The sequence below is a fragment of the Bradyrhizobium huanghuaihaiense genome, from assembly GCF_007830635.1.
GTDB lineage: Bacteria > Pseudomonadota > Alphaproteobacteria > Rhizobiales > Xanthobacteraceae > Bradyrhizobium > Bradyrhizobium huanghuaihaiense.
Genome location: NZ_VLLA01000013.1, coordinates 41411 through 60803 on the forward strand (window position 1 = coordinate 41411; position 19393 = coordinate 60803).

Here is a 19393-nt window from a genome sequence, read left to right on the forward strand (position 1 = left end):
CATCTTGCACCGCACGCGCTGCTGCGCCCGTGTCCATGACTACTAAAGGAGCAGCCCCCGCGACGCCGTCGCGGGGGCTTTCTGTTGAAGGCACCAGGCAAATCGTATTGAATTGCGGGCGCGTCGCCAAGAACAAGCAACACAAGAAAAGGGTCGCACACACACCAAGAAAATAAATAGGGAGATTGGAATGCCCGCTGTCACCGGCAAACTTGCGGCCGCGTCACTGGCGCTTGCGCTCATTGCGGCCTCGGCCTCCACTGCATCGGCCCAGAAGAAATACGATACCGGCGCCACCGACACCGAGATCAAGATCGGCAACATCATGCCCTACAGCGGACCGGCTTCCGCCTACGGCATCATCGGGCGGACCGAAGCCGCCTATTTCAAGAAGATCAATGACGAGGGCGGCATCAACGGCCGCAAGATCAATTTCGTTTCCTACGACGACGCCTATTCGCCGCCGAAGACGGTGGAGCAAGCGCGCAAGCTGGTCGAAAGCGACGAGGTGCTGTTCATCTTCAACTCGCTCGGCACGCCGCCGAACTCGGCGATCCAGAAATACATGAACTCGAAGAAGGTGCCGCAGCTGTTCGTCGCCACCGGCGCCACCAAGTGGAACGATCCGCAGAACTTCCCGTGGACGATGGGCTGGCAGCCCAATTACCAGAGCGAGACGCAGATCTATGCGAAATACATCCTGAAGACCATGCCAAACGCCAAGATCGGCGTCCTTTACCAGAACGACGATTACGGCAAGGACTACCTGAAGGGCCTGAAGGACGGCCTCGGCGCCAAGGGCGCAAGCATGATCGTGCTGGAGGAAAGCTACGAGACTTCAGAGCCGACCATCGACAATCACATCGTCAAGCTGAAGGCGACTGGCGCCGACGTCTTCATCAACATCACCACGCCGAAATTCGCGGCACAGGCGATCAAGAAGATTTCCGAAATCGGCTGGAAACCGACTCACTTTCTCAACAACGTCTCGGCCTCGGTCGGCAGCGTGATCAAGCCCGCCGGCTTCGAGAACTCGCAGGACATCATCTCGGCCGCATATCTGAAGGACGTTTCCGATCCGCAGTGGAAGGACGACGCCGGCATGAAGGGCTTCCTTGACTTCATGACGAAATACTTCCCGGAGGGCGACAAGCTCGACGGCGGCACCATCGTCGGCTATGGCGTGGCACAGACCCTGGTCGAAGTGCTGAAGAACTGCGGCGACAATCTCACGCGCGAGAACGTCATGAAGCAGGCGGCGAGTCTGAAGGATTTCCGCACCGAAGTGCTGCTGCCCGGCATCAAGATCAACACCGGCGCCAACGACTTCGCGCCGATCAGTTCGCTTCAGCTCATGAAGTTCAAGGGCGACAAATGGGATCTGTTCGGCGACGTGATCAGCGCTGACGCCGGCGGCTAGTCGCCAACAAGCACGTAAAGCAAGCCCCCTGCGGCCTCACGCAGGGGGCTTTTGTTTGCCCTTCGATTATCATCACGCGATTGCACAATCGAATGACAGGAAAGCCTGCTTACGCTTTTGCGCCTGATGCGGTAGGCATGTGACTGGCGCTTGCCGCCGATCTCTCTTGTTCGCCGAAGGCCTTCGCCATGACCGACCGACGTCCCCTGCTCCGCGCGCTCTACGACGCCGCCGTTGCCGCCGCCCATCCGAATACGATTCTGGCGCAGCACTTGCGCCCCGCGCCCAAAGGCCGCGTGATCTGTCTCGCCGCCGGCAAGGGCGCCGGCGCGATGGCCGCGGCCGCGGAACGGCACTATCTCGACACGTTGAAACTTGCGCCGGAGCGGCTGGTGGGCATCGCCACCACGCGCCACGGCTATGGCGTGCCGACGCGCCGCATCCGCGTGGTCGAGGCCGGTCATCCCGTGCCCGACGAGGCCGGCCTGAAGGGCGCGGCCGACACGCTCGCGCTCGCCGGCGAGGCTGGCCCTGACGATCTGCTGCTGGTGCTGCTCACCGGCGGCGGCTCGGCGAACTGGATCGCGCCCGTGGACGGCATCAGCTTTGCCCAGAAGCAGGCGGTCAATAAGGCGCTGCTGCGCTCGGGTGCGCCGATCGGCGAGATGAATGTCGTCCGGAAACACCTGTCGCGCATCAAGGGCGGGCGGCTCGCCCGCGCCGGCAGGAACGCGGCCGAGATCGTCACGCTCGCGATCTCCGACGTGCCGCACGATGATCCCTCCGCCATCGCCTCCGGCCCGACCGTGCCCGATCCGACCACGCTCGCCGACGCGCGCGCGATCGTGGCGAAGTACAGGCTCGACATCGACGATGCCGTGCGCCGCGCGCTCGACGATCCCGCCAATGAAAGCTGCAAGCCCGGCGATGCCGCCTTCGCGCGCGCGTCGTTCGAATTGATCGCGCGGCCCAAGCAATCGCTGGACGCCGCGGTGAAGCTTGCGAAGGAGGCCGGCTACGAGACCATCGATCTCGGCGCCGATCTCGAAGGCGAGGCGCGCGAGGTCGCGGCCAATCATGCCAAGCTCGCGCTTCAGGCCCGCGCGCAAGGCAAGCGCATCGCGATCCTCTCCGGCGGCGAGCTCACGGTGACCGTGCGCGGCAATGGTCGCGGCGGCCCCAACCAGGAATACGCGCTGGCGCTCGCGGGACTGCTCAAGGACACGCCGAACATTTCGGCGCTCGCCGGCGACACCGACGGCGCCGACGGCGGCGCCGGCCACCCGACCGATCCCGCCGGCGCGCTGATCGACGCTGCGACCTTCGCCAAGATGAAGGCGCAGGGTCTGCAGCCGCAGGCCTATCTCGACAACAACGACGCGACGACGTTCTTCGAGGCGACGGGGGATCTGCTGCAGCCCGGCCCGACGCTGACGAACGTCAATGATATCAGGGCGATTTTGGTGGATTGAGGCGCCCTTACCCTCCCCTGGAGGGGGAGGGTCGATCGCGCGCAGCGCGAGCGGGGTGGGGTGATCCCTCCACTCGGGCACTGTCGAAGGTGGAGAGACCGTCACCCCACCCCGTCTCATATTTCGCTTCGCTCAATATGAGCCGACCCTCCCCCTCCAGGGGAGGGTAAGAGTCAAAACTCGTTCGCGATCTTCGAGAGCATCCCGATCAGGGCTTCGCGGTTGGCCTGGCCGAGCAGATCGTTCAGCCGCGCCTCGTGCTTGGTGGCGACGAGCTTCTTGGCCCGCGCCAGCACTGCCTTGCCCTTGTCGGTCAAGACCAGGATGTGCGAGCGGCGGTCGTTGGTGGAGCGGATCCGCGCGCAAAGGTCGCGGCTCTCGAGATTGTCGAGCATGGCCACGAAGTTCGGCCTGAGGATGCCGAGCGTGGAGGCGATCTCGGTCTGGTTACGGCCCGGGTTCTTCTCGACCAGCAGCAGCACCGAGAACTGCGCCGGCGTCAGCTGGAGCGAGGCCATGCAGCGCAAAAAGTTCTCGAACACCTTGAGCTGTGCCCGCTTCAGGACATAGCCGAGCTGCTCGGACAACTCGCCGAGCTGGAGGGCTTCCGTCTGCGGCTCGCCCGCGTCCTTGCGGCCCTTGGCCGCGTCGGCCGGCTTTTCGGAAGACTTTTCAGCGGTTTTGGAAACGGTCATCGCCTCGTGCTCGTAATCCCGCTAAATTCGGGACGGGTCGCTCCCCACCCTTGATGTTATATTTGATAATTGTTATGGACCATATCAAATATCGTCAGCGTTTTTCAATGGCTGTGTGGGGACCATCCACCGCAATTGCGGAGGCCGGTCCCCAATCTTGAGGGGGAGCGTCCGGTCTTGAACACCACCATCATGCTGTTCCTGGTGCAGGACGGCATCACCAATGGCGCAATCTACGCGCTGCTCGGTCTGGCGCTGGTGCTGGTGTTCGCCGTCACCCGCGTCATCCTCATTCCCCAGGGCGAATTCGTCACCTATGGCGCGCTGACCTACGCCTCGCTGGCCGCGGGCCAGATGCCGGGCACGGCGAAGCTTGCGCTCGCGCTGGGCATCGGCGCCTTCGCCTTCGACCTGTTCGTGGCGCGCAAGGCGCTGCATGGGCGGCTGGTCGTCCGCAGCTTCATCACCAACATCGTGCTGCCTTCCATCGTGCTGGCGCTGACCATCTACTTCGCCGCGCAGAAGCCGCCGGTGGCGGTCTGCATCGCGCTGTCGCTGGTGATCGTGGCAATGATCGGCGTCTATCTCTATCGCATCGCCTTCCAGCCGCTGGCGCACACCTCCGTGCTGGTGCTGCTGATCGCATCGGTTGGCGTGCACCTCGCGCTGCAGGGCCTCGGCCTGTTGTTCTTCGGCGCCGAAGGCCAGCGCGGGCCTGCCGTGCTGTCCGGCGCCTTCACCGCGGGCGCGCTGCGCTTCACCGGCCAGAGCATCACCGTCTACGCCATCACCATCGCCTTCATCGTCGGCCTCTGGCTGTTCTTCGGCCTGACGCTCTACGGCAAGGCGCTGCGCGCAACCGCCGTGAACCGGCTCGGCGCGCGCCTTGCCGGCATCCGCACCACGCTGTCGGGGCAGATCGCGTTCCTGCTCGCCTCCGTCATCGGCGCGCTGTCGGGCATCATGATCGTACCGATCACGACGCTCTATTATGACTCGGGCTTCCTGATCGGCCTGAAAGGCTTTGTCGCCGCCATCATCGGCGGCCTCGTCAGCTACCCCCTCACCGCCGTGGCGGCGCTGGTCGTCGGCATCGTCGAGGCGTTCTCGTCCTTCTACGCCTCCAACTACAAGGAAGTGATCGTCTTCATGCTGCTGATCCCCGTGCTGCTGCTGCGCTCGCTCGCCGCGCCCGCGGTCGAAGAAGAGAAGGACTGAGGCCAAGATGCAGAGCCGGCTTCCCATCCTCGTCTTCGCGCTCGTCATGGCGGCGATTCCGTTCGTTCCCGGCATGCCGCCGTTCTGGATCGTGCTGCTCGACAATATCGGCCTTGCGGCGCTGGTCGCGATGGGCCTCGTGCTGCTGACCGGCGTCGGCGGCCTCACCTCGTTCGGCCAGGCGGCCTTCGTCGGCTTCGGCGCCTACACGACCGCAGTGCTGTCGACGGCCTACGGCCTTTCGCCCTGGCTGACGCTGCCGCTGTCGCTCATCGTCAGCGGATCGCTGGCGGTGCTGCTCGGGCTGATCACGGTCCGCCTCTCCGGCCACTATCTGCCGCTCGGCACGCTCGCCTGGGGGCTCGGGCTGTTCTACCTCTTCAGCAAGCTGGAGTTCCTGGGGAGAAACGACGGCATCTCGGCGATCCCGCCGCTGTCGATCGGCACGTTCAAGATGCTCTCGCCCGGCTCGATCTATTACGCGATCTGGGTCGCCGTGATCCTCTCGGCCTGGCTCACAATGAACCTGCTGGACTCCCGCACCGGCCGCGCCATCCGCGCGCTGCGGCGCGGCCATGTCGCCGCCGAGGCCTTTGGCGTGCACACGCCACGCGCAAAGCTGCTGGTGTTCATCCACGCCGCGGTGCTGGCCGGTCTTTCGGGCTGGCTCTACGCCCATCTTCAGCGCGCGGTGAATCCGACGCCGTTCGGCGCGCAGGCCGGCATCGAATATCTCTTCATCGCGGTGGTCGGCGGCGCCGGCTATGTCTGGGGCGGCGTGCTGGGTGCGGCGATCGTCGTGGTGCTGAAAGAGGTGCTGCAGAGCTATCTGCCGCTGATCCTGCCCGGCTCCGGCCAGGTCGAGACCATCGTGTTCGGCATCATGCTGGTGGCGCTGCTGCAGCTCGCCCCGGGCGGCCTGTGGCCCTGGCTGATCTCGTTCCTGCCCGAGCGCACCAGCGGCAAGAAGCCGGACACCTCGCTGAAGCTGGAGCAGCGCACCCGCGCGCCCACCGAGGCCGGCGTGCTGCTCCAGGTCGAGAAGGCGCGAAAACAATTCGGCGGCGTGGTCGCGGTCAACAACGTCTCCTTCGACGTCCAGGCCAAGGAAATCGTCGCGCTGATCGGACCGAACGGCGCCGGCAAGAGCACCACCTTCAACCTGATCACCGGCGTGCTGTCGGCGACCTCGGGCTCGATCTCCGTGCTCGGCAGGAAGGTCGACAAGGCGCCGCCGCAGGAGATCGTCAAGCTCGGCATCAGCAGGACCTTCCAGCACGTCAAGCTGGTCCCCGACATGACCGTGCTGGAGAACGTCGCGATCGGCGCGCATCTGCGCGGCCATTCCGGCCCGATCGCCTCGATGCTGCGGCTCGACCGCGCCGACGAGGCAAAACTGCTCGCGGAAGCCGCGCGGCAGATCGAGCGCGTCGGCCTCGCCGAGCAGATGCACCAGCTCGCCGGCTCGCTCTCGCTGGGCCAGCAGCGCATCGTCGAGATCGCCCGCGCGCTCTGCGTCGATCCGATGCTGCTCTTGCTCGACGAGCCGGCCGCGGGCCTGCGCCACATGGAGAAGCAGCGCCTCGCCGCGCTGCTGCGCGAGCTGCGCGACGGCGGCATGAGCGTACTCTTGGTCGAGCACGACATGGGCTTCGTGATGAATCTCGCCGACCGCATCGTCGTGCTCGATTTCGGCACCAAGATCGCGGAGGGCACGCCCGCCACGATCAAGACCAATCCCGAAGTGATCAAGGCCTATCTCGGAGTGGCGGCATGAGCGCGCTGTTGTCCGTCACCGACGCCCACGTCGCCTATGGCAAGGTCGAGGCCGTGCGCTCGGTCTCGCTCGAGGTCGGCGCCAATGAGATCGTCACCATCGTCGGCGCCAACGGTGCCGGCAAGACCACGCTGCTCTCGGCCATCATGGGCATTCTGCCGCTGAAGGGCCGCGTCGCCTTCGCCGGGCAGGATCTCGCCCGGCTCGACATCGAGGACCGCGTCGCGATGGGGCTCGGCCTCGTGCCGGAGCACCGCGAATTGTTCGTGACCATGAATGTCGAGGACAATCTCGAGCTCGGCGCCTTCCGCATCGAGCGGAGCCGGGCGAAGTCCTCGATCGAGCGGGTCTACACGCTGTTTCCGCGGCTCAAGGAGCGCCGCAAGCAGCTCGCCGGTACGCTGTCCGGCGGCGAGCAGCAGATGCTCGCCATGGGCCGCGCGCTGATGGGCGAGCCGAAGCTCCTGATGCTGGACGAGCCGAGCCTCGGCCTCGCCCCGATCATCGTCGCCGACATCTTCCGCATCGTGACCGAGCTCCGCACCAGCGGCGTCTCCGTGCTGCTGGTCGAGCAGAACGCGCAGGCCGCGCTGAAGATCGCGGACCAGGCCTATGTGATGGAGCTCGGCGAGTTCGTGCTCAGCGGCAAGGCCAGCGACATCGCCGCGAACGAGCGGGTGGCGGCGAGCTATCTCGGCTTCCAGCATGAAGGCGCGAGTGTGATTTAGTTTCGAGACGCCTCGGCATATTCACTGTCATCGCCCGCGAAGGCGGGCGACCCAGTACTCCGAGACGATCATGATTGAACCGAGGCGCCGCGGCGTACTGGATGCCCCGCCTTCGCGGGGCATGACACCGGAGGGTGCGACGAGATGCGCGCCTAAAGGCCAACGGCCTTCCCTCCCTTCAACGCCGCGACTTCCGCTTCCAGCTCCGCGATCCGCTGGTCCCTCGCCGCCAGCGCGGCTGCGACATCGCCTGCATCGAACTTCTGCGGAATGTGCTGCGGGCAGTTGGTGTCCCAGGCCGCGATCTTGAACAGGATCACCTGCTCCGGCCGCGCGCGGTAACCCTTCGGCATCAGCGACGTCGTCAGCGCCTCGTCGTCCTCGACGACGTGGGCCTCGCCCCAGATCTTGACCCGGCGGCGATGGGCGTAGTCCATCACGAAGATGTAGGCCTTGGGATTCTCCGAGAGATTGCCCTGGGTGATGAACTGCCGGTTGCCGGCATAATCGGCGAAGGCGAGCGTCTGCTTGTCGAGCACCTTGAGAAATCCCTTCGGACCGCCGCGGTGCTGGATGTAGGGCTGGCCGTCGGCCGAGGCAGTGGCGAAGTAGAAGCTGTTGGCGTCGGCCAGAAATGCTTCGAGGTTCTCGTCGACCTCGGTGCGCCAGCCGCGCTGCTCGCGACGCGCATAGGCATCGCGCGAGCCCTTGCGCGCCTGGATCGCCTTCACTGCGGGCGAGAAGGCGACATCGCTGGCATAGGTGTGGACTGCAGTCATCGGAACATCTCCTGAAATTCCGGGCGCATTCTTGCGTCTTTGGCGGTTTAAGGTGGCTCCTTCGTCGCTTAAAACAATCTGCCTGCTTGACACTTCATCATTGCGCTATATGCAATAATGGCCATGGACCGCCTCGAAGCCATGCACGTCTTCGTCACCGTCGCCGATCTGCGCGGCTTTGCGCCGGCGGCGCGCAAGCTGCATCTGTCGCCCTCGGCGGTGACGCGCTTGATCGCGGCGCTGGAGGAGCATCTCGGCGTCCGGCTGCTGCAGCGGACCACGCGGCAGGTGACGCTGACTGACGTCGGCACGCGCTATCTGGAGCGCGCGCGGCGCATCCTCGCCGATGTCGAGGAGGCCGACGGCTCGGCGCGGCAGGAACGCAACCGGCCGAGTGGACGCTTGGTGGTGTCGGCGCCGGTCGGCTTCGGCCGGCTGCATGTCGGGCCGGTCATGACCGCCTATCTCAAGCGCTATCCCGACGTCACCGCCGAGCTCAGGCTGTCGGACCATCTCGTCAATCTCGTCGAAGACGCCGTCGACGCCGCGGTGCGGATCGGCCATCTCGCCGATTCCTCGCTGGTGGCGCGCCAGGTCGGCGAGATGCGGCGGATCGTGGTGGCTGCGCCCGGTTATCTCAAGCGCAATGGCGAGCCGAAGACGCCGGAGGCGCTCGCCGCGCACCAGACCATCCAGTTCGGCCCATCGGCCAACTGGCACTTCGTGCAGGATGGCCGCGACATCGAGGTCACGCCGACCCCGCGCTTGACCAGCAACAGCGCCGATGCCGCCCTGCAATATGCCGAGGCCGGCGGCGGCGTGACGCGGGTGCTGGCCTATCAGGCCGCCGAGGGGCTGAAGCGCGGGCGCCTCAAAATCGTGCTGGCGAAATACGAGCAGCCGGCGCTGCCGATCCACATCGTCTACCCGACCTCGCGCCTGCTCTCGGCCAAGGTGCGCGCGTTCATCGATCTCGTGGTGGAGACGGCGGAGTGGCGGTTCGGGTAGATCCGTGTCCCGGACGCGCTGCAACGCGTAGCGTTGCTGCGCAGAGCCGGGACCCACAAAGGCCACAGAGTAGGCTGCGGATAGGTGGGTCCCGGCTCTGCGGAGCGGCACTTCGCGCCGCACCGCGTCCGGGACACGGAGAGCGAGAGCGTCATTCCCTCTTCGGCACCACGCGGAACGTGCCGCTCGCCCGCGCGATCACGATGTCGTCGGCCTTGATCAGGCACTGTGCGAAGCAGATCGTCTTGCCGGTCTTGATCACGTCGCTCTCGATCGCGCACCACTGGCCGATCTCCGCGGAGCCGACGAAATCGACCGAGAGCGAGACCGTCACGAACGACGTGGTCCAGCCCGTCGCCTGCGCGCAGCTGTAGCCCATGGCGTTGTCGGCGAGCGCGGTGATGAGGCCGCCATGGATCAGGCCGCGGCCGTTGGTGTGCGGCTTCGCCAGCCGCAGGCCGATGATGACGGCCTTGTCGGTCTTCTTCGCGTAGAGCGGCTCCCAGGGCTCGGTGAGAGGGCTCTTGCGAAAGAGCGGCTCGAAGCCGGCGGGGATGTCGGTGGAGGTCATGGCTGTCTCGCGTTGCTGTGTCGCCAGCATTGAACGCGATGTGGAAGACGGTTTCACCGCCTACAAAGTTTTAAACGGGATTTGCGGGGGTGTTTGAAACGGGCACCACCGTCATTGCGAGGAGCTCTTGCGACGAAGCAATCCAGAATCTTTCCGCGGAAACAGTCTGGATTGCTTCGCTACGCTCGCAATGACGATGTGGAGAGATCCCGTAGGGTGGGCAAAGCGAAGCGTGCCCACGAGCTTTCGCGATTATGGGAAGATCGTGGGCACGGCGCTTTGCGCCTTTGCCCACCCTACGGCACCGTGTCAGAACGGCAGCCCCACGTAATTCTCCGACAGCGAGGTCATCGCGGCCTGGGACTGCGTGACGTAGTCGAGCTCGGCGAGCTGGATGCGGGCGCCGATGGTGCCGGTATCCGGGAATTTGTGCAGCATCGAGGTCATCCACCAGGAGAAGCGTACCGCTTTCCAGACCCGGGCCAGCGCTTTGGTGGAATAGGCGTCGATGCCGGCGCTGGATTTCTCGTCGTAGAATTCGCGCAGCGCGCTCGACAGATAATGCGCGTCGCTGGCGGCAAGGTTCAGGCCCTTGGCGCCGGTCGGCGGAACGATGTGGGCGGCGTCGCCGCACAGGAACATCTTGCCGAAGCGCATCGGCTCGGCGACGAAGCTGCGCAAGGGCGCGATGCTCTTCTCGATCGAGGGGCCCGTGACGAGGCTGTCGGCGGCCTCCTGGTCGAGCCGCCGTTTCAATTCGTCCCAGAAGCGATCGTCGCTCCACTGGTCGACATGGTCGTCGAGCGAGCACTGCACGTAGTAGCGGCTGCGCTTCATCGAGCGCATGGTGCAGAGCGCAAAGCCTCTCGCGTGGTTGGAGTAGATCAGCTCGTGACTGACCGGCGGCGTCTCGGAGAGGATACCGAGCCAGCCGAATGGATAGACCCGCTCGAACTCCTCGATCGCCGCGGCCGGGACGCTGGCGCGGCTGACGCCGTGGAAGCCGTCGCAGCCGGCGATGAAGTCGCAATCGAGCGTGTGGGTGACGCCGTCCTTCACATAGGTTACGCGCGGGTGACTGCCGTCGAAATCATGCGGCTGCACATCCTTGGCCTCGTAAACCGAGGTGAGGCCTGCGGCCTTGCGCGCATTCATCAGGTCGAGCGTGACCTCGGTCTGGCCGTAGATCATCACCGTCTTGCCGGTCGCACTCTTCATGTCGATGCGGTGGCGGCGGCCGGAAAAGGCAAGCTCGATGCCTTCATGCACCAGGCCTTCGGCATGCGCCCGCGTGCCGGCGCCGACCTGGTCGAGCAGCGCGACTGTTCCCTCCTCCAGGAGGCCGGCGCGGATGCGGCCGAGCACATAGTCCGGGCTCTGGCGCTCCAGAATGAAATTATCGATGCCGTATCGATGCAGCAGTTGCCCAAGCAACAATCCGGCCGGCCCGGCCCCGATGATTGCGACTTTTGTCCGCAATACTTGCTCCTCTCGATCTTGTAAGGTGCGGCGCGGCCGCGCTTGTCGCGCCGATCCGCAGACGATAATTATATCATATAATTGTTGGGCAAAAGGGAGAGCGCGTCGCGCTGACCGCGACAAATCCATGCAACATGGCTGACGTAGATGTCGCGTCAGTTCCGGCTTGAACGCGCCGGCCAATTATATAACATGTTAAATAATGAGGACGGGCCATCGAAGCCCGCCTTTGAAAAGAGGGAGAGACGCGTGATGAGAAAAGCCTGTCTGGCTTTGCTGCTGGCAGCAAGCGTGAGCCCTGCGCTGGCGCAGGACAAGACCTTCGACCTGAAGGTCTCGCACTGGGTGCCGGCGTCGCACCCGCTGCAAAAATCCCTGGAAGACTGGGTGGCCGCGGTGAACAAGGATTCCGGCGGCACCATCACGGGCAAGGTGTTTCCGGCCCAGCAGCTCGGCAAGGCATTCGATCACTACGACATGGCGCGCGACGGCATCGCGGACGTCACCTATGTCAATCCCGGCTACCAGCCCGGCCGCTTCCCGATCATCGGCGCCGGCGAATTGCCGTTCCTGATTTCCGACGCCAAGGGCGGCTCGATGGGGCTCGATGCCTGGTACCGCAAATATGCCGAGAAGGAGATGAAGGACGTCAAATACTGCCTCGCCTTCGTCCACTCGCCTTCCTCCTTCCATTCCAAGACCAAGAAGATCGCGGTGCCCGAGGACGTGAAGGGCCTCAAGATCCGTCCCGCCCACGCCACCATGGCGAACTTCGTGACCTCGCTCGGCGGCACCAACGTGCAGTCCTCCGCGCCGGAAGTGCGCGACATCATCGAGCGCGGCGTCGCCGACGGCGTCACCTTCCCGTGGGGCTCCCTGGTGTTGTTCGGCATCGACAAGGTGACCAAGTACGACATGGAGGCGCCGCTCTACACCACGACCTTCGTGTTCGTGATCAACAAGGACAAATACAACGCGATGTCCGACAAGCAGAAGGCCGCGATCGACAAGAACTGCACGGTCGAGATGGCCGGCGCGGTCGGCGAGCACTGGGGCAAGTTCGAGGATGCCGGCATCGACAAGATCAAGGCGGAATCCGGCCACGAGGTCTACAAGCTGACGCCCGAGCAGATCGCCGCCTGGAAGAAGGCGGCCGAGCCGCTGGTCAAGACCTGGGGTGATGGCGCGAAGAAGACCGGCGCCGACCCGGATGCGGCGCTTGGCGAGCTGAAGGCGTCGCTGAAGAAGTACAACGCGCTGGCGGAGTGACGCGATGGCAGGCTCTCTGTCCCCCTCCCCCCGTTCTTACGGGGAGAGGGTTGGGGTGAGGGGCTGCTTCCGCAAAAATGGTGACAGTCGGACTCGCGGAGAGTCCCCCTCACCCGGATTGCATCTCCGATGCAATCCGGCCTCTCCCCGCACGCGGGGAGAGGCCGAGTGCGCGGCGAGACCGGGATCTATCAATGCCATTACGTAGGACACTCCCATGAAGCGCGCCTGGATGGATCGCTTTATCGACACGATCGAATGGATCGCGGCCGGCTTCGTCGGCATCGTCGCGCTCGACATCTTCCTGTCGGTGCTGCTGCGCAACACGCTGAACTATTCGATCCCCGACAGTTTCGACATCGGCCGCATGCTGCTCGGCATCCTCATCTTCTGGGGCATCGCGGCGACCTCCTATCGCGGCACCCACATCACGGTCGACCTCGTCTGGGGCAATGTCAGCCCGCGCTACCAGCGCTGGATCGACGTGTTCGCGACGCTGGTGCTGCTGTTCGTTGTCACCGTGCAGACCTGGACGCTGTTCGACAAGGTGCGCGGCACCTACAACGACAATGTCCAGACCTTCGACATGCACATGCCGACCTGGCCGTTCTTCGCGGTCGCGTGGATCGGCGATGGCGCGGCCGTGCTGCTGATCGCGATCCGCACTTACCGATTGATCTTTCATCCCGAAGACATGCACGATCCCAAATTGAAGGCGACGGAGTAATCATGAGCACCGATGCCGTCGCCTTAATCGGCTTCGTTTCCCTGTTCGTGCTGATGTTGCTGCGCGTGCCCGTCGGCATGGCGATGGGCCTCGTCGGCGTGTCGGGCTTCGCCTATCTCGTCAACGGGACGGCCGCGCTGAAACTGGTCGGCCAGACCTCGATGCGGACGGTCACCGACTACACGTTCGGCGTCATTCCGATGTTCCTGCTGATGGGCTCGTTCGTTTCGAATTCCGGCATGAGCCGCGAGTTGTTCCGCGCCGCCAACGGCTTCGTCGGACATCTGCGCGGCGGGCTCGGCATCGCGACCGTCGGCGCCTGCGGCGGCTTTGCCGCAATCTGCGGCTCGTCGGTGGCGACCGCCGCGACGTTCTCCGCCGTCGCCTATCCGGAGATGCGCCGTTTCGGCTATCCGCAGTCCTTTGCCACCGGCGTGATCGCGGCGGGCGGCACGCTCGGCGCGATGCTGCCACCCTCCACCGTGCTCGCGGTCTACGGCATCATCACCGAGCAGGACATCGGAAAGCTCTTCATCGCCGGCATCATCCCGGGCCTCCTGGCGATGACCATGTACATGATCACGATCTTTCTGATCGGCTATTTCCGCCCCGACTTCCTGCCCAAGGGCAAGGTGCTGCCGTGGCGCGAGCGCTTTGCGGGCCTGAAGGACATCTGGGCGCCGGTGCTGCTGTTCGTGTTCGTGATCGGCGGCCTCTATGGCCTGCCGTTCCTGCCGCGCTTCACGCCGACCGAGGCCGGCGGCGTCGGCGCCACCGGCGCCTTCATCATCGGCATGGTCACCGGACGGCTCGACCGGGAGAAAGTGCTGGCCTCGCTGCTGCAGGCGACACGCACCGCGGCCGCGGTGTTCACTGTGCTGATCGGCGCGCTGATCTTCGGCTATTTCCTCACGGTGACGCAGACGCCGCAGAAGGTGACGGAGTTCTTGACCGGCCTCGGCCTCGGGCCCTACGGCGTGCTGGCGCTGATCATGGTGATGTATCTCGTGCTCGGCTGCCTGATGGACGCCATGGCGATGATCATCCTGACCGTGCCGATCATCTTCCCCGTCATCATGCATCTCGGCTTCGACCCGATCTGGTTCGGCGTCATCATCGTGATGACCGTCGAGCTCGGCCTGATCCATCCGCCGGTTGGCATGAACGTCTTCGTCATAAAAAGCGTGGTGAAGGACGTCTCGTTCTCCACCATCTTCAAGGGCGTGATCCCGTTCGTCGCAACGGATCTGGTGCGGCTGGTGATTTTGATCGCCTTCCCGCTGCTGGCGACGTGGCTGCCGACGCGGATGATGGCGCATTAGCTGATCGAAGACCGTCACTTACCCTCCCCTGGAGGGGGAGGGTCGATCGCGCGAAGCGCGAGCGGGGTGGGGTGACGGTCTCTCCACATTGAATACTGCCTGAGCAGAGAGATCACCCCACCCCGTCTCGCAGCGCTCATGCGCTGCGAGCCGACCCTCCCCCTCCAGGGGAGGGTAAAACGCAGTATCGTGCGTCATAGTCAGTTAAGAGGTGACCGATGACCCCTACCCTCGAAACCAAATACGTGTTCACCATCACCGCGCGCATCGGCGACGTCATCACCGCCGGCGAGACCGGCATCGGCGTGCGCCGTATCATCCCGATCATCGGCGGCGAGGTGACGGGCGCGGTCACCGGCAAGGTGCTGCCGTTCGGCGCCGACTTCCAGACCATCCGGCCCAACGAGCTGATCGATCTCGAGGCCAAATACGCCTTCGAGACCGACGATGGCGCCGTTGTCTATATCGAGAACAAGGGCATGCGCTTCGGCCCGGTCGAACTCCTGCAGAAGCTCAAGCGCGGCGAGGCGGTCGATCCGAAGCTGATCTATTTCCGGACCGTGCCGAAATTCGAGACGGGGCATGAGAAGTACCGATGGCTGATGCAGCACATTTTTGTCGGCTCAGCCGCGCGGCATGCGGATCGTGTGGTGATCGACGTGCATCAGGTGATGTGAGGAGCACACAGTCCTTCAACACGCTCAACTGTCGTCCCGGCGAAGGCCGGGACCCATACCGCGTGATCCATCGATTGGGCACGGCCGGAGTACCGAACGACGTATCTTCGCCAAATTATTCCCTGGGGGTATGGGTCCCGGCCTTCGCCGGGACGACACCCAATTTGGAGGACGGCTTTTGCCTACCTGACCGCCCGCCCTCCTTGACTCCCCCGAAATTCGTTATACAACATAACTATTCTGACAAGGACGCAAATGACACAGGGAAACGCCGATACCGCTGACGCGGGTACCTCCGGGCTGCTCCGGATCGAGCGGGCGGACCGGGTTCTGACCGTGGGTCTGAACCGGCCGGCCAAGCGCAATGCGCTCAATGACGGCATCATCCTGGAAATCGGCGAGTGCTTTGCCTCCCTGCCCGAGGACATCGGCGCGGTCGTCATCCACGGCATCGGCGACCATTTCTCCAGCGGTCTCGACCTCTCCGAATTGACCGAGCACGACGCCACCGGCGGCCTTCTGCATTCCCAGATGTGGCACCGGGTGTTCGACCGCATCCAGTACAGCCGCGTGCCCGTGATCGCGGCGCTCAGGGGCGCGGTGATCGGCGGCGGGCTGGAGCTGGCTTGCGCGGCGCATATCCGCGTCGCCGAGCCCTCGACCTATTTCGCCCTGCCGGAAGGACAGCGCGGCATCTTCGTCGGCGGCGGCGGCTCGGTGCGGCTGCCGCGGCTGATCGGCGTTGCCAGGATGATGGACATGATGCTGACGGGCCGCGTCTACAGCGCGACCGAAGGCGCCTCCTACGGCTTTGCGCAATATCTGACCGAGGCCGGCAACGGGCTCGGCAAGGCGCTGGAGCTTGCGACCAAGATCGCCTCCAATGCGCCGCTGACGAATTTCGCCGTGCTGCAGGCGCTGCCGATGATCGCGGAAGCCAATCCGCAGACCGGCCTGTTGATGGAATCGCTCATGGCCACCGTCGCGCAGAGCGATAAAGAGGCAAAACGCAGGATCCGCGAATTCCTCGAGCACAAGACCGCGAAGGTGAAACCCAAATCATGAGTGCGCAGCCGTCCTCTTCCAGCATGGAGCGCGGCGCGAGCAATTCTCCGCTGCGGCCCATTTCGTTCGGCGATCCCGTCGTCAACATCGAGCGGCGCGACGACGGTACGATCTATCTGCGGCCCAAGCAGCCGCTCGGCGACTATCCGGTCCGCATCACCGACCGCCTGCATCATTGGGCGACGACGACGCCGGACCGCGTCTTCATGGCCGAGCGCGAAGGCGGCCGCGGCTGGCGCAAGATCACCTATGCCGAGCTGCTCACCGCGAGCCGGCACATTGCATCGAGCCTGATCGCGCGCGGCCTGTCGGCCGAGCGGCCGGTCGTGATCCTCTCCGGCAATTCGATCGACCATGCGCTGCTGGCGTTCGGCGCATTCTACGCCGGCGTTCCGTTCTGCCCGGTATCGCCGGCCTATTCGCTGGTGTCGAAGGATTACGGCAAGCTGTCTTACCTGATGAAGCTGCTGACGCCCGGCCTCGTCTTCGCCGAGGACGCCGGCAAGTTCGCGGACGCGCTCGCCGCCAACGTCTCGCTCGGCACCGAGATCGCCGCATCCTACGGCACCGTGCCGGGGCGCGACGTCACCCTGCTCGCTGATCTCATGGCGACACCGATCCGAGGCGATCTCGATGCGGTGCATGGCAAGATCGGCCCCGACACGATCGCGAAATTCCTGCTGACGTCAGGCTCGACCGGCAATCCCAAGGCCGTCATCAATACCCAGCGCATGATCTGCGCCAACCAGGTGATGCTGCGCGAGACGCTCGCCTTCCTCAAGGACGAGCCGCCCGTCATCATCGACTGGCTGCCGTGGAATCACACCTTTGGCGGCAACCACAATATCGGGCTGACGCTCTACAATGGCGGCTCGATGTATCTCGATGCCGGCAAGCCGGTGCCCGGTGGCATCGAGGAAACCGTGCGCAATCTCCAGGAGATTTCGCCGACGGTCTATTTCAACGTGCCCAAGGGCTACGAATCGCTGCTGCCATACTTGCGCGATGATCAGGGCCTGCGCGCGAAGTTCTTCGACCGGCTGCATGCGATGTTCTTCTCCGGCGCTGCGCTGTCGCCGTTCGTCTGGAACAGCCTCGACGAGCTCGCGGTGAAGGAGAAGGGCTATCGCGTGCCGATGCTGACCGGCCTTGGCGCGACCGAGACCGCACCGTTCTTCATGTCGGTCAATCCGCGCACCAGCCGCTCCGGCCATGTCGGCCTCCCCGTCTCCGGCAACGACGCAAAACTGGTGCCGAACAACGGCAAGCTGGAAGTGCGCGCTAAGGGGCCGAACGTGATGCCCGGCTACTGGCGCCAAGCGGACATCACCGCAAAATCCTTCGACGAGGAAGGATTTTACAAGATGGGCGACGCGCTCAAGCCCGCCGATCCCGATGATTTCAACGCCGGCTTCGATTTCGACGGCCGCGTCAGCGAGGACTTCAAGCTCGCCAGCGGCACCTGGGTCAGCGTCGGTCCCCTGCGCGCGCGCCTCACCGCGGCCTGCGCGCCGCTGGTGCGCGACGTCGTCATCGCCGGCATCAACCGCGACGAGGTTTCCGCGCTGGTCGTGCTCGATCTCGACGGTTGCCGCCTGATCAATCCGACGCTGCCGGCGGACGATCTCGTCGTCGCCACGCGCGACCGGCTGGTGCGCGAGGCCTTTCGCGAGCGCCTGACGGGCTTCCTCAGCCAAGCCACGGGATCCTCGACCCGGATCACGCGCGCCATCCTGATGGACACGCCGCTGTCGATCGACAAGGGCGAGGTCACGGACAAGGGCTCGATCAACCAGCGCGCCGTGCTGGAACATCGCAACCTCTTGATCGACGAGCTCTACGCTGCCAATCCGTCGGACCGTGTGATATCGGTCGGCTAAGAAACCATCGCCAAAGGAGAACGCCATGTTGTTGAAGGATCAGGCAGCCATCGTCACCGGCGGCGCATCAGGGCTTGGCGCTGCCACCGCGCGAAAGCTGGCGGCGCAGGGCGCCAAGGTCGCGGTGTTCGACCTCAATGCCAAGCTTGCTGAAACCGTTGCCGCCGAGATCAAGGGCGTCGCCGTGACCTGCGACGTCTCCGACGCCGCTTCCGCTGAAGCTGCGGTCGCGCAGGCCAACAAGGCCCATGGCCCGGCGCGCGTGCTGGTTAACTGCGCCGGCATCGGCGTTGCAAAACGCGTCGTCGGCCGCGACGGTCCGATGGCGCTCGCCGACTTCGACAAGGTGATCAAGGTCAATCTGATCGGCACCTTCAACATGCTGCGCCTTGCCGCGACCGAGATGTCCAAGCTGGAGCCGCAGGCGACCGGCGAGCGCGGCGTCATCATCAACACCGCGTCCGTCGCCGCCTATGACGGCCAGATCGGTCAGTCGGCCTATTCGGCGTCCAAGGGCGGCATCGTCGGCATGACGCTGCCGATCGCGCGCGAGCTCGCGCAGTTCGGCGTCCGCGTGCTGACCATTGCGCCGGGCCTGTTCCTGACGCCGCTGCTTGCGAACCTGCCGCAGGAAGCCCAGGATTCGCTCGCCGCCGCCATCCCCTTCCCGCGCCGGCTCGGCCAAGCCGACGAGTTCGCCGCGCTCGCCCTGCACATGGTCGAGAACGCGTATCTGAACGGCGAAGTGGTGCGCCTCGACGGCTCGCTGCGCATGGCGCCGAAGTAAGTTCGTAAGCAGGGCGCGACAGATGTTCGTGAACCGGCGCGAGGTCCAGATCCAGTGGGGCGATTGCGACCCCGCCAACATCGTCTATTACCCGCGCTATTTCGCGATGTTCGACGATTCGACCTCGACCCTGTTCGAGGTCGCCGGCTTCTCCAAGCAGGACCTGGTCCGCAAATACGGCCTGGTGGGCATCCCCATGGTCGACACGCGGGCCAAGTTCTACATCCCCTCGACCTATGGCGACTGGATCACCATCGAAACGAAGATCGAGAGCATCAAGCGCTCGAGCTTCGAGGTGAAGCACAATGTCTACAAGGGCGAGGCGCTGGCGATCGAGGGATTCGAGACCCGCGTCCTGGTCGGCCGCGATCCTGCCAACCCCGACAAGCTGAAATCGGCACCGTTTCCGACGGAAATGGTCGCCAAATTCACGGGAAGCTAAATCGCCGCATCACCAAAAGACGGGGCTGAATTCACGTTCGATTTCTGCTTTCAAAGAAAACACGTCAAGGGAGGAAT

At 64.6% G+C, this 19393-nt stretch carries 18 protein-coding genes; 14 read left to right on the plus strand and 4 right to left on the minus strand.

Features of this window, described 5'->3' with window-relative positions:
- Positions 1-190 precede the first annotated feature (190 nt).
- Entirely contained in the window at positions 191-1420 is a 1230-nt protein-coding gene (locus IQ16_RS24590; RefSeq protein ID WP_018643293.1) for an ABC transporter substrate-binding protein, read from the plus strand.
- Between the two features lie 188 nt (positions 1421-1608).
- Complete coding sequence (locus tag IQ16_RS24595; protein ID WP_018643294.1) at positions 1609-2892, plus strand: glycerate kinase type-2 family protein; 1284 nt, start codon at positions 1609-1611, stop codon at positions 2890-2892.
- Positions 2893-3065: 173 nt separating this feature from the next.
- On the opposite strand, the gene IQ16_RS24600 is transcribed toward IQ16_RS24595, so the two are convergent.
- Positions 3066-3587, minus strand: coding sequence for a MarR family winged helix-turn-helix transcriptional regulator (locus IQ16_RS24600; RefSeq protein ID WP_018643295.1), 522 nt, complete (start codon positions 3585-3587; stop codon positions 3066-3068).
- Positions 3588-3764: 177 nt separating this feature from the next.
- Between IQ16_RS24600 and IQ16_RS24605 the strand changes: the two genes are divergently transcribed.
- Genes IQ16_RS24605 through IQ16_RS24615 form a run of 3 tightly spaced genes read left to right on the plus strand, consistent with a single transcriptional unit; the run spans position 3765 to position 7310 of the window.
- On the plus strand, positions 3765-4805 hold the full coding sequence (locus IQ16_RS24605) for a branched-chain amino acid ABC transporter permease (RefSeq protein ID WP_018643296.1): 1041 nt from the start codon (positions 3765-3767) through the stop codon (positions 4803-4805).
- A gap of 7 nt (positions 4806-4812) precedes the next feature.
- The gene (locus IQ16_RS24610; protein WP_018643297.1) at positions 4813-6582 is read left to right on the plus strand and encodes a branched-chain amino acid ABC transporter ATP-binding protein/permease; all 1770 of its coding nucleotides are present in this window, start codon (positions 4813-4815) and stop codon (positions 6580-6582) included.
- Positions 6579-7310, plus strand: coding sequence for an ABC transporter ATP-binding protein (locus tag IQ16_RS24615; protein WP_018643298.1), 732 nt, complete (start codon positions 6579-6581; stop codon positions 7308-7310). The genes IQ16_RS24610 and IQ16_RS24615 overlap by 4 nt, the downstream gene beginning before the upstream one ends.
- 152 nt (positions 7311-7462) lie before the next feature.
- Here the strand turns inward: IQ16_RS24615 and IQ16_RS24620 are convergent, their stop codons facing one another.
- Positions 7463-8089 (minus strand): pyridoxamine 5'-phosphate oxidase family protein, encoded by a 627-nt coding sequence (locus IQ16_RS24620; RefSeq protein WP_018643299.1) that lies wholly within the window; start codon positions 8087-8089, stop codon positions 7463-7465.
- 123 nt (positions 8090-8212) lie between these two features.
- Between IQ16_RS24620 and IQ16_RS24625 the strand changes: the two genes are divergently transcribed.
- Entirely contained in the window at positions 8213-9097 is an 885-nt protein-coding gene (locus IQ16_RS24625) for a LysR family transcriptional regulator (RefSeq protein WP_026312042.1), read from the plus strand.
- Positions 9098-9248: 151 nt separating this feature from the next.
- Here the strand turns inward: IQ16_RS24625 and IQ16_RS24630 are convergent, their stop codons facing one another.
- Together IQ16_RS24630 and pobA are read right to left on the minus strand one after the other, a co-directional pair.
- The gene (locus IQ16_RS24630; protein WP_026312043.1) at positions 9249-9668 is read right to left on the minus strand and encodes a PaaI family thioesterase; all 420 of its coding nucleotides are present in this window, start codon (positions 9666-9668) and stop codon (positions 9249-9251) included.
- 309 nt (positions 9669-9977) lie between these two features.
- The gene (gene pobA, locus IQ16_RS24635) at positions 9978-11147 is read right to left on the minus strand and encodes a 4-hydroxybenzoate 3-monooxygenase (RefSeq protein WP_018643302.1); all 1170 of its coding nucleotides are present in this window, start codon (positions 11145-11147) and stop codon (positions 9978-9980) included.
- Positions 11148-11399: 252 nt separating this feature from the next.
- On the opposite strand from pobA, the gene IQ16_RS24640 reads away from it, so the two are divergent.
- The 8 genes from IQ16_RS24640 (at position 11400) to IQ16_RS24680 (ending at position 19316) form a co-directional block, all read left to right on the plus strand.
- Positions 11400-12416: a TRAP transporter substrate-binding protein gene (locus tag IQ16_RS24640; protein WP_018643303.1), complete on the plus strand. Its 1017-nt coding sequence runs from the start codon at positions 11400-11402 to the stop codon at positions 12414-12416.
- Positions 12417-12633: 217 nt separating this feature from the next.
- Positions 12634-13143 (plus strand): TRAP transporter small permease, encoded by a 510-nt coding sequence (locus tag IQ16_RS24645; protein WP_018643304.1) that lies wholly within the window; start codon positions 12634-12636, stop codon positions 13141-13143.
- Positions 13144-13145: 2 nt separating this feature from the next.
- Entirely contained in the window at positions 13146-14465 is a 1320-nt protein-coding gene (locus tag IQ16_RS24650) for a TRAP transporter large permease (protein WP_018643305.1), read from the plus strand.
- Between the two features lie 218 nt (positions 14466-14683).
- Positions 14684-15142: a DUF3237 domain-containing protein gene (locus tag IQ16_RS24660; RefSeq protein WP_018643306.1), complete on the plus strand. Its 459-nt coding sequence runs from the start codon at positions 14684-14686 to the stop codon at positions 15140-15142.
- Positions 15143-15397: 255 nt separating this feature from the next.
- Positions 15398-16207, plus strand: coding sequence for a crotonase/enoyl-CoA hydratase family protein (locus IQ16_RS24665; RefSeq protein ID WP_018643307.1), 810 nt, complete (start codon positions 15398-15400; stop codon positions 16205-16207).
- Positions 16204-18087 (plus strand): feruloyl-CoA synthase, encoded by a 1884-nt coding sequence (locus IQ16_RS24670; RefSeq protein WP_145831798.1) that lies wholly within the window; start codon positions 16204-16206, stop codon positions 18085-18087. The genes IQ16_RS24665 and IQ16_RS24670 overlap by 4 nt, the downstream gene beginning before the upstream one ends.
- Before the next feature lie 25 nt (positions 18088-18112).
- A complete protein-coding gene (locus IQ16_RS24675) occupies positions 18113-18874 on the plus strand; it encodes an SDR family NAD(P)-dependent oxidoreductase (RefSeq protein WP_018643309.1) in 762 nt (253 codons plus the stop codon).
- A gap of 22 nt (positions 18875-18896) precedes the next feature.
- Entirely contained in the window at positions 18897-19316 is a 420-nt protein-coding gene (locus IQ16_RS24680) for an acyl-CoA thioesterase (protein WP_018643310.1), read from the plus strand.
- The last annotated feature ends 77 nt before the right edge of the window (positions 19317-19393 follow it).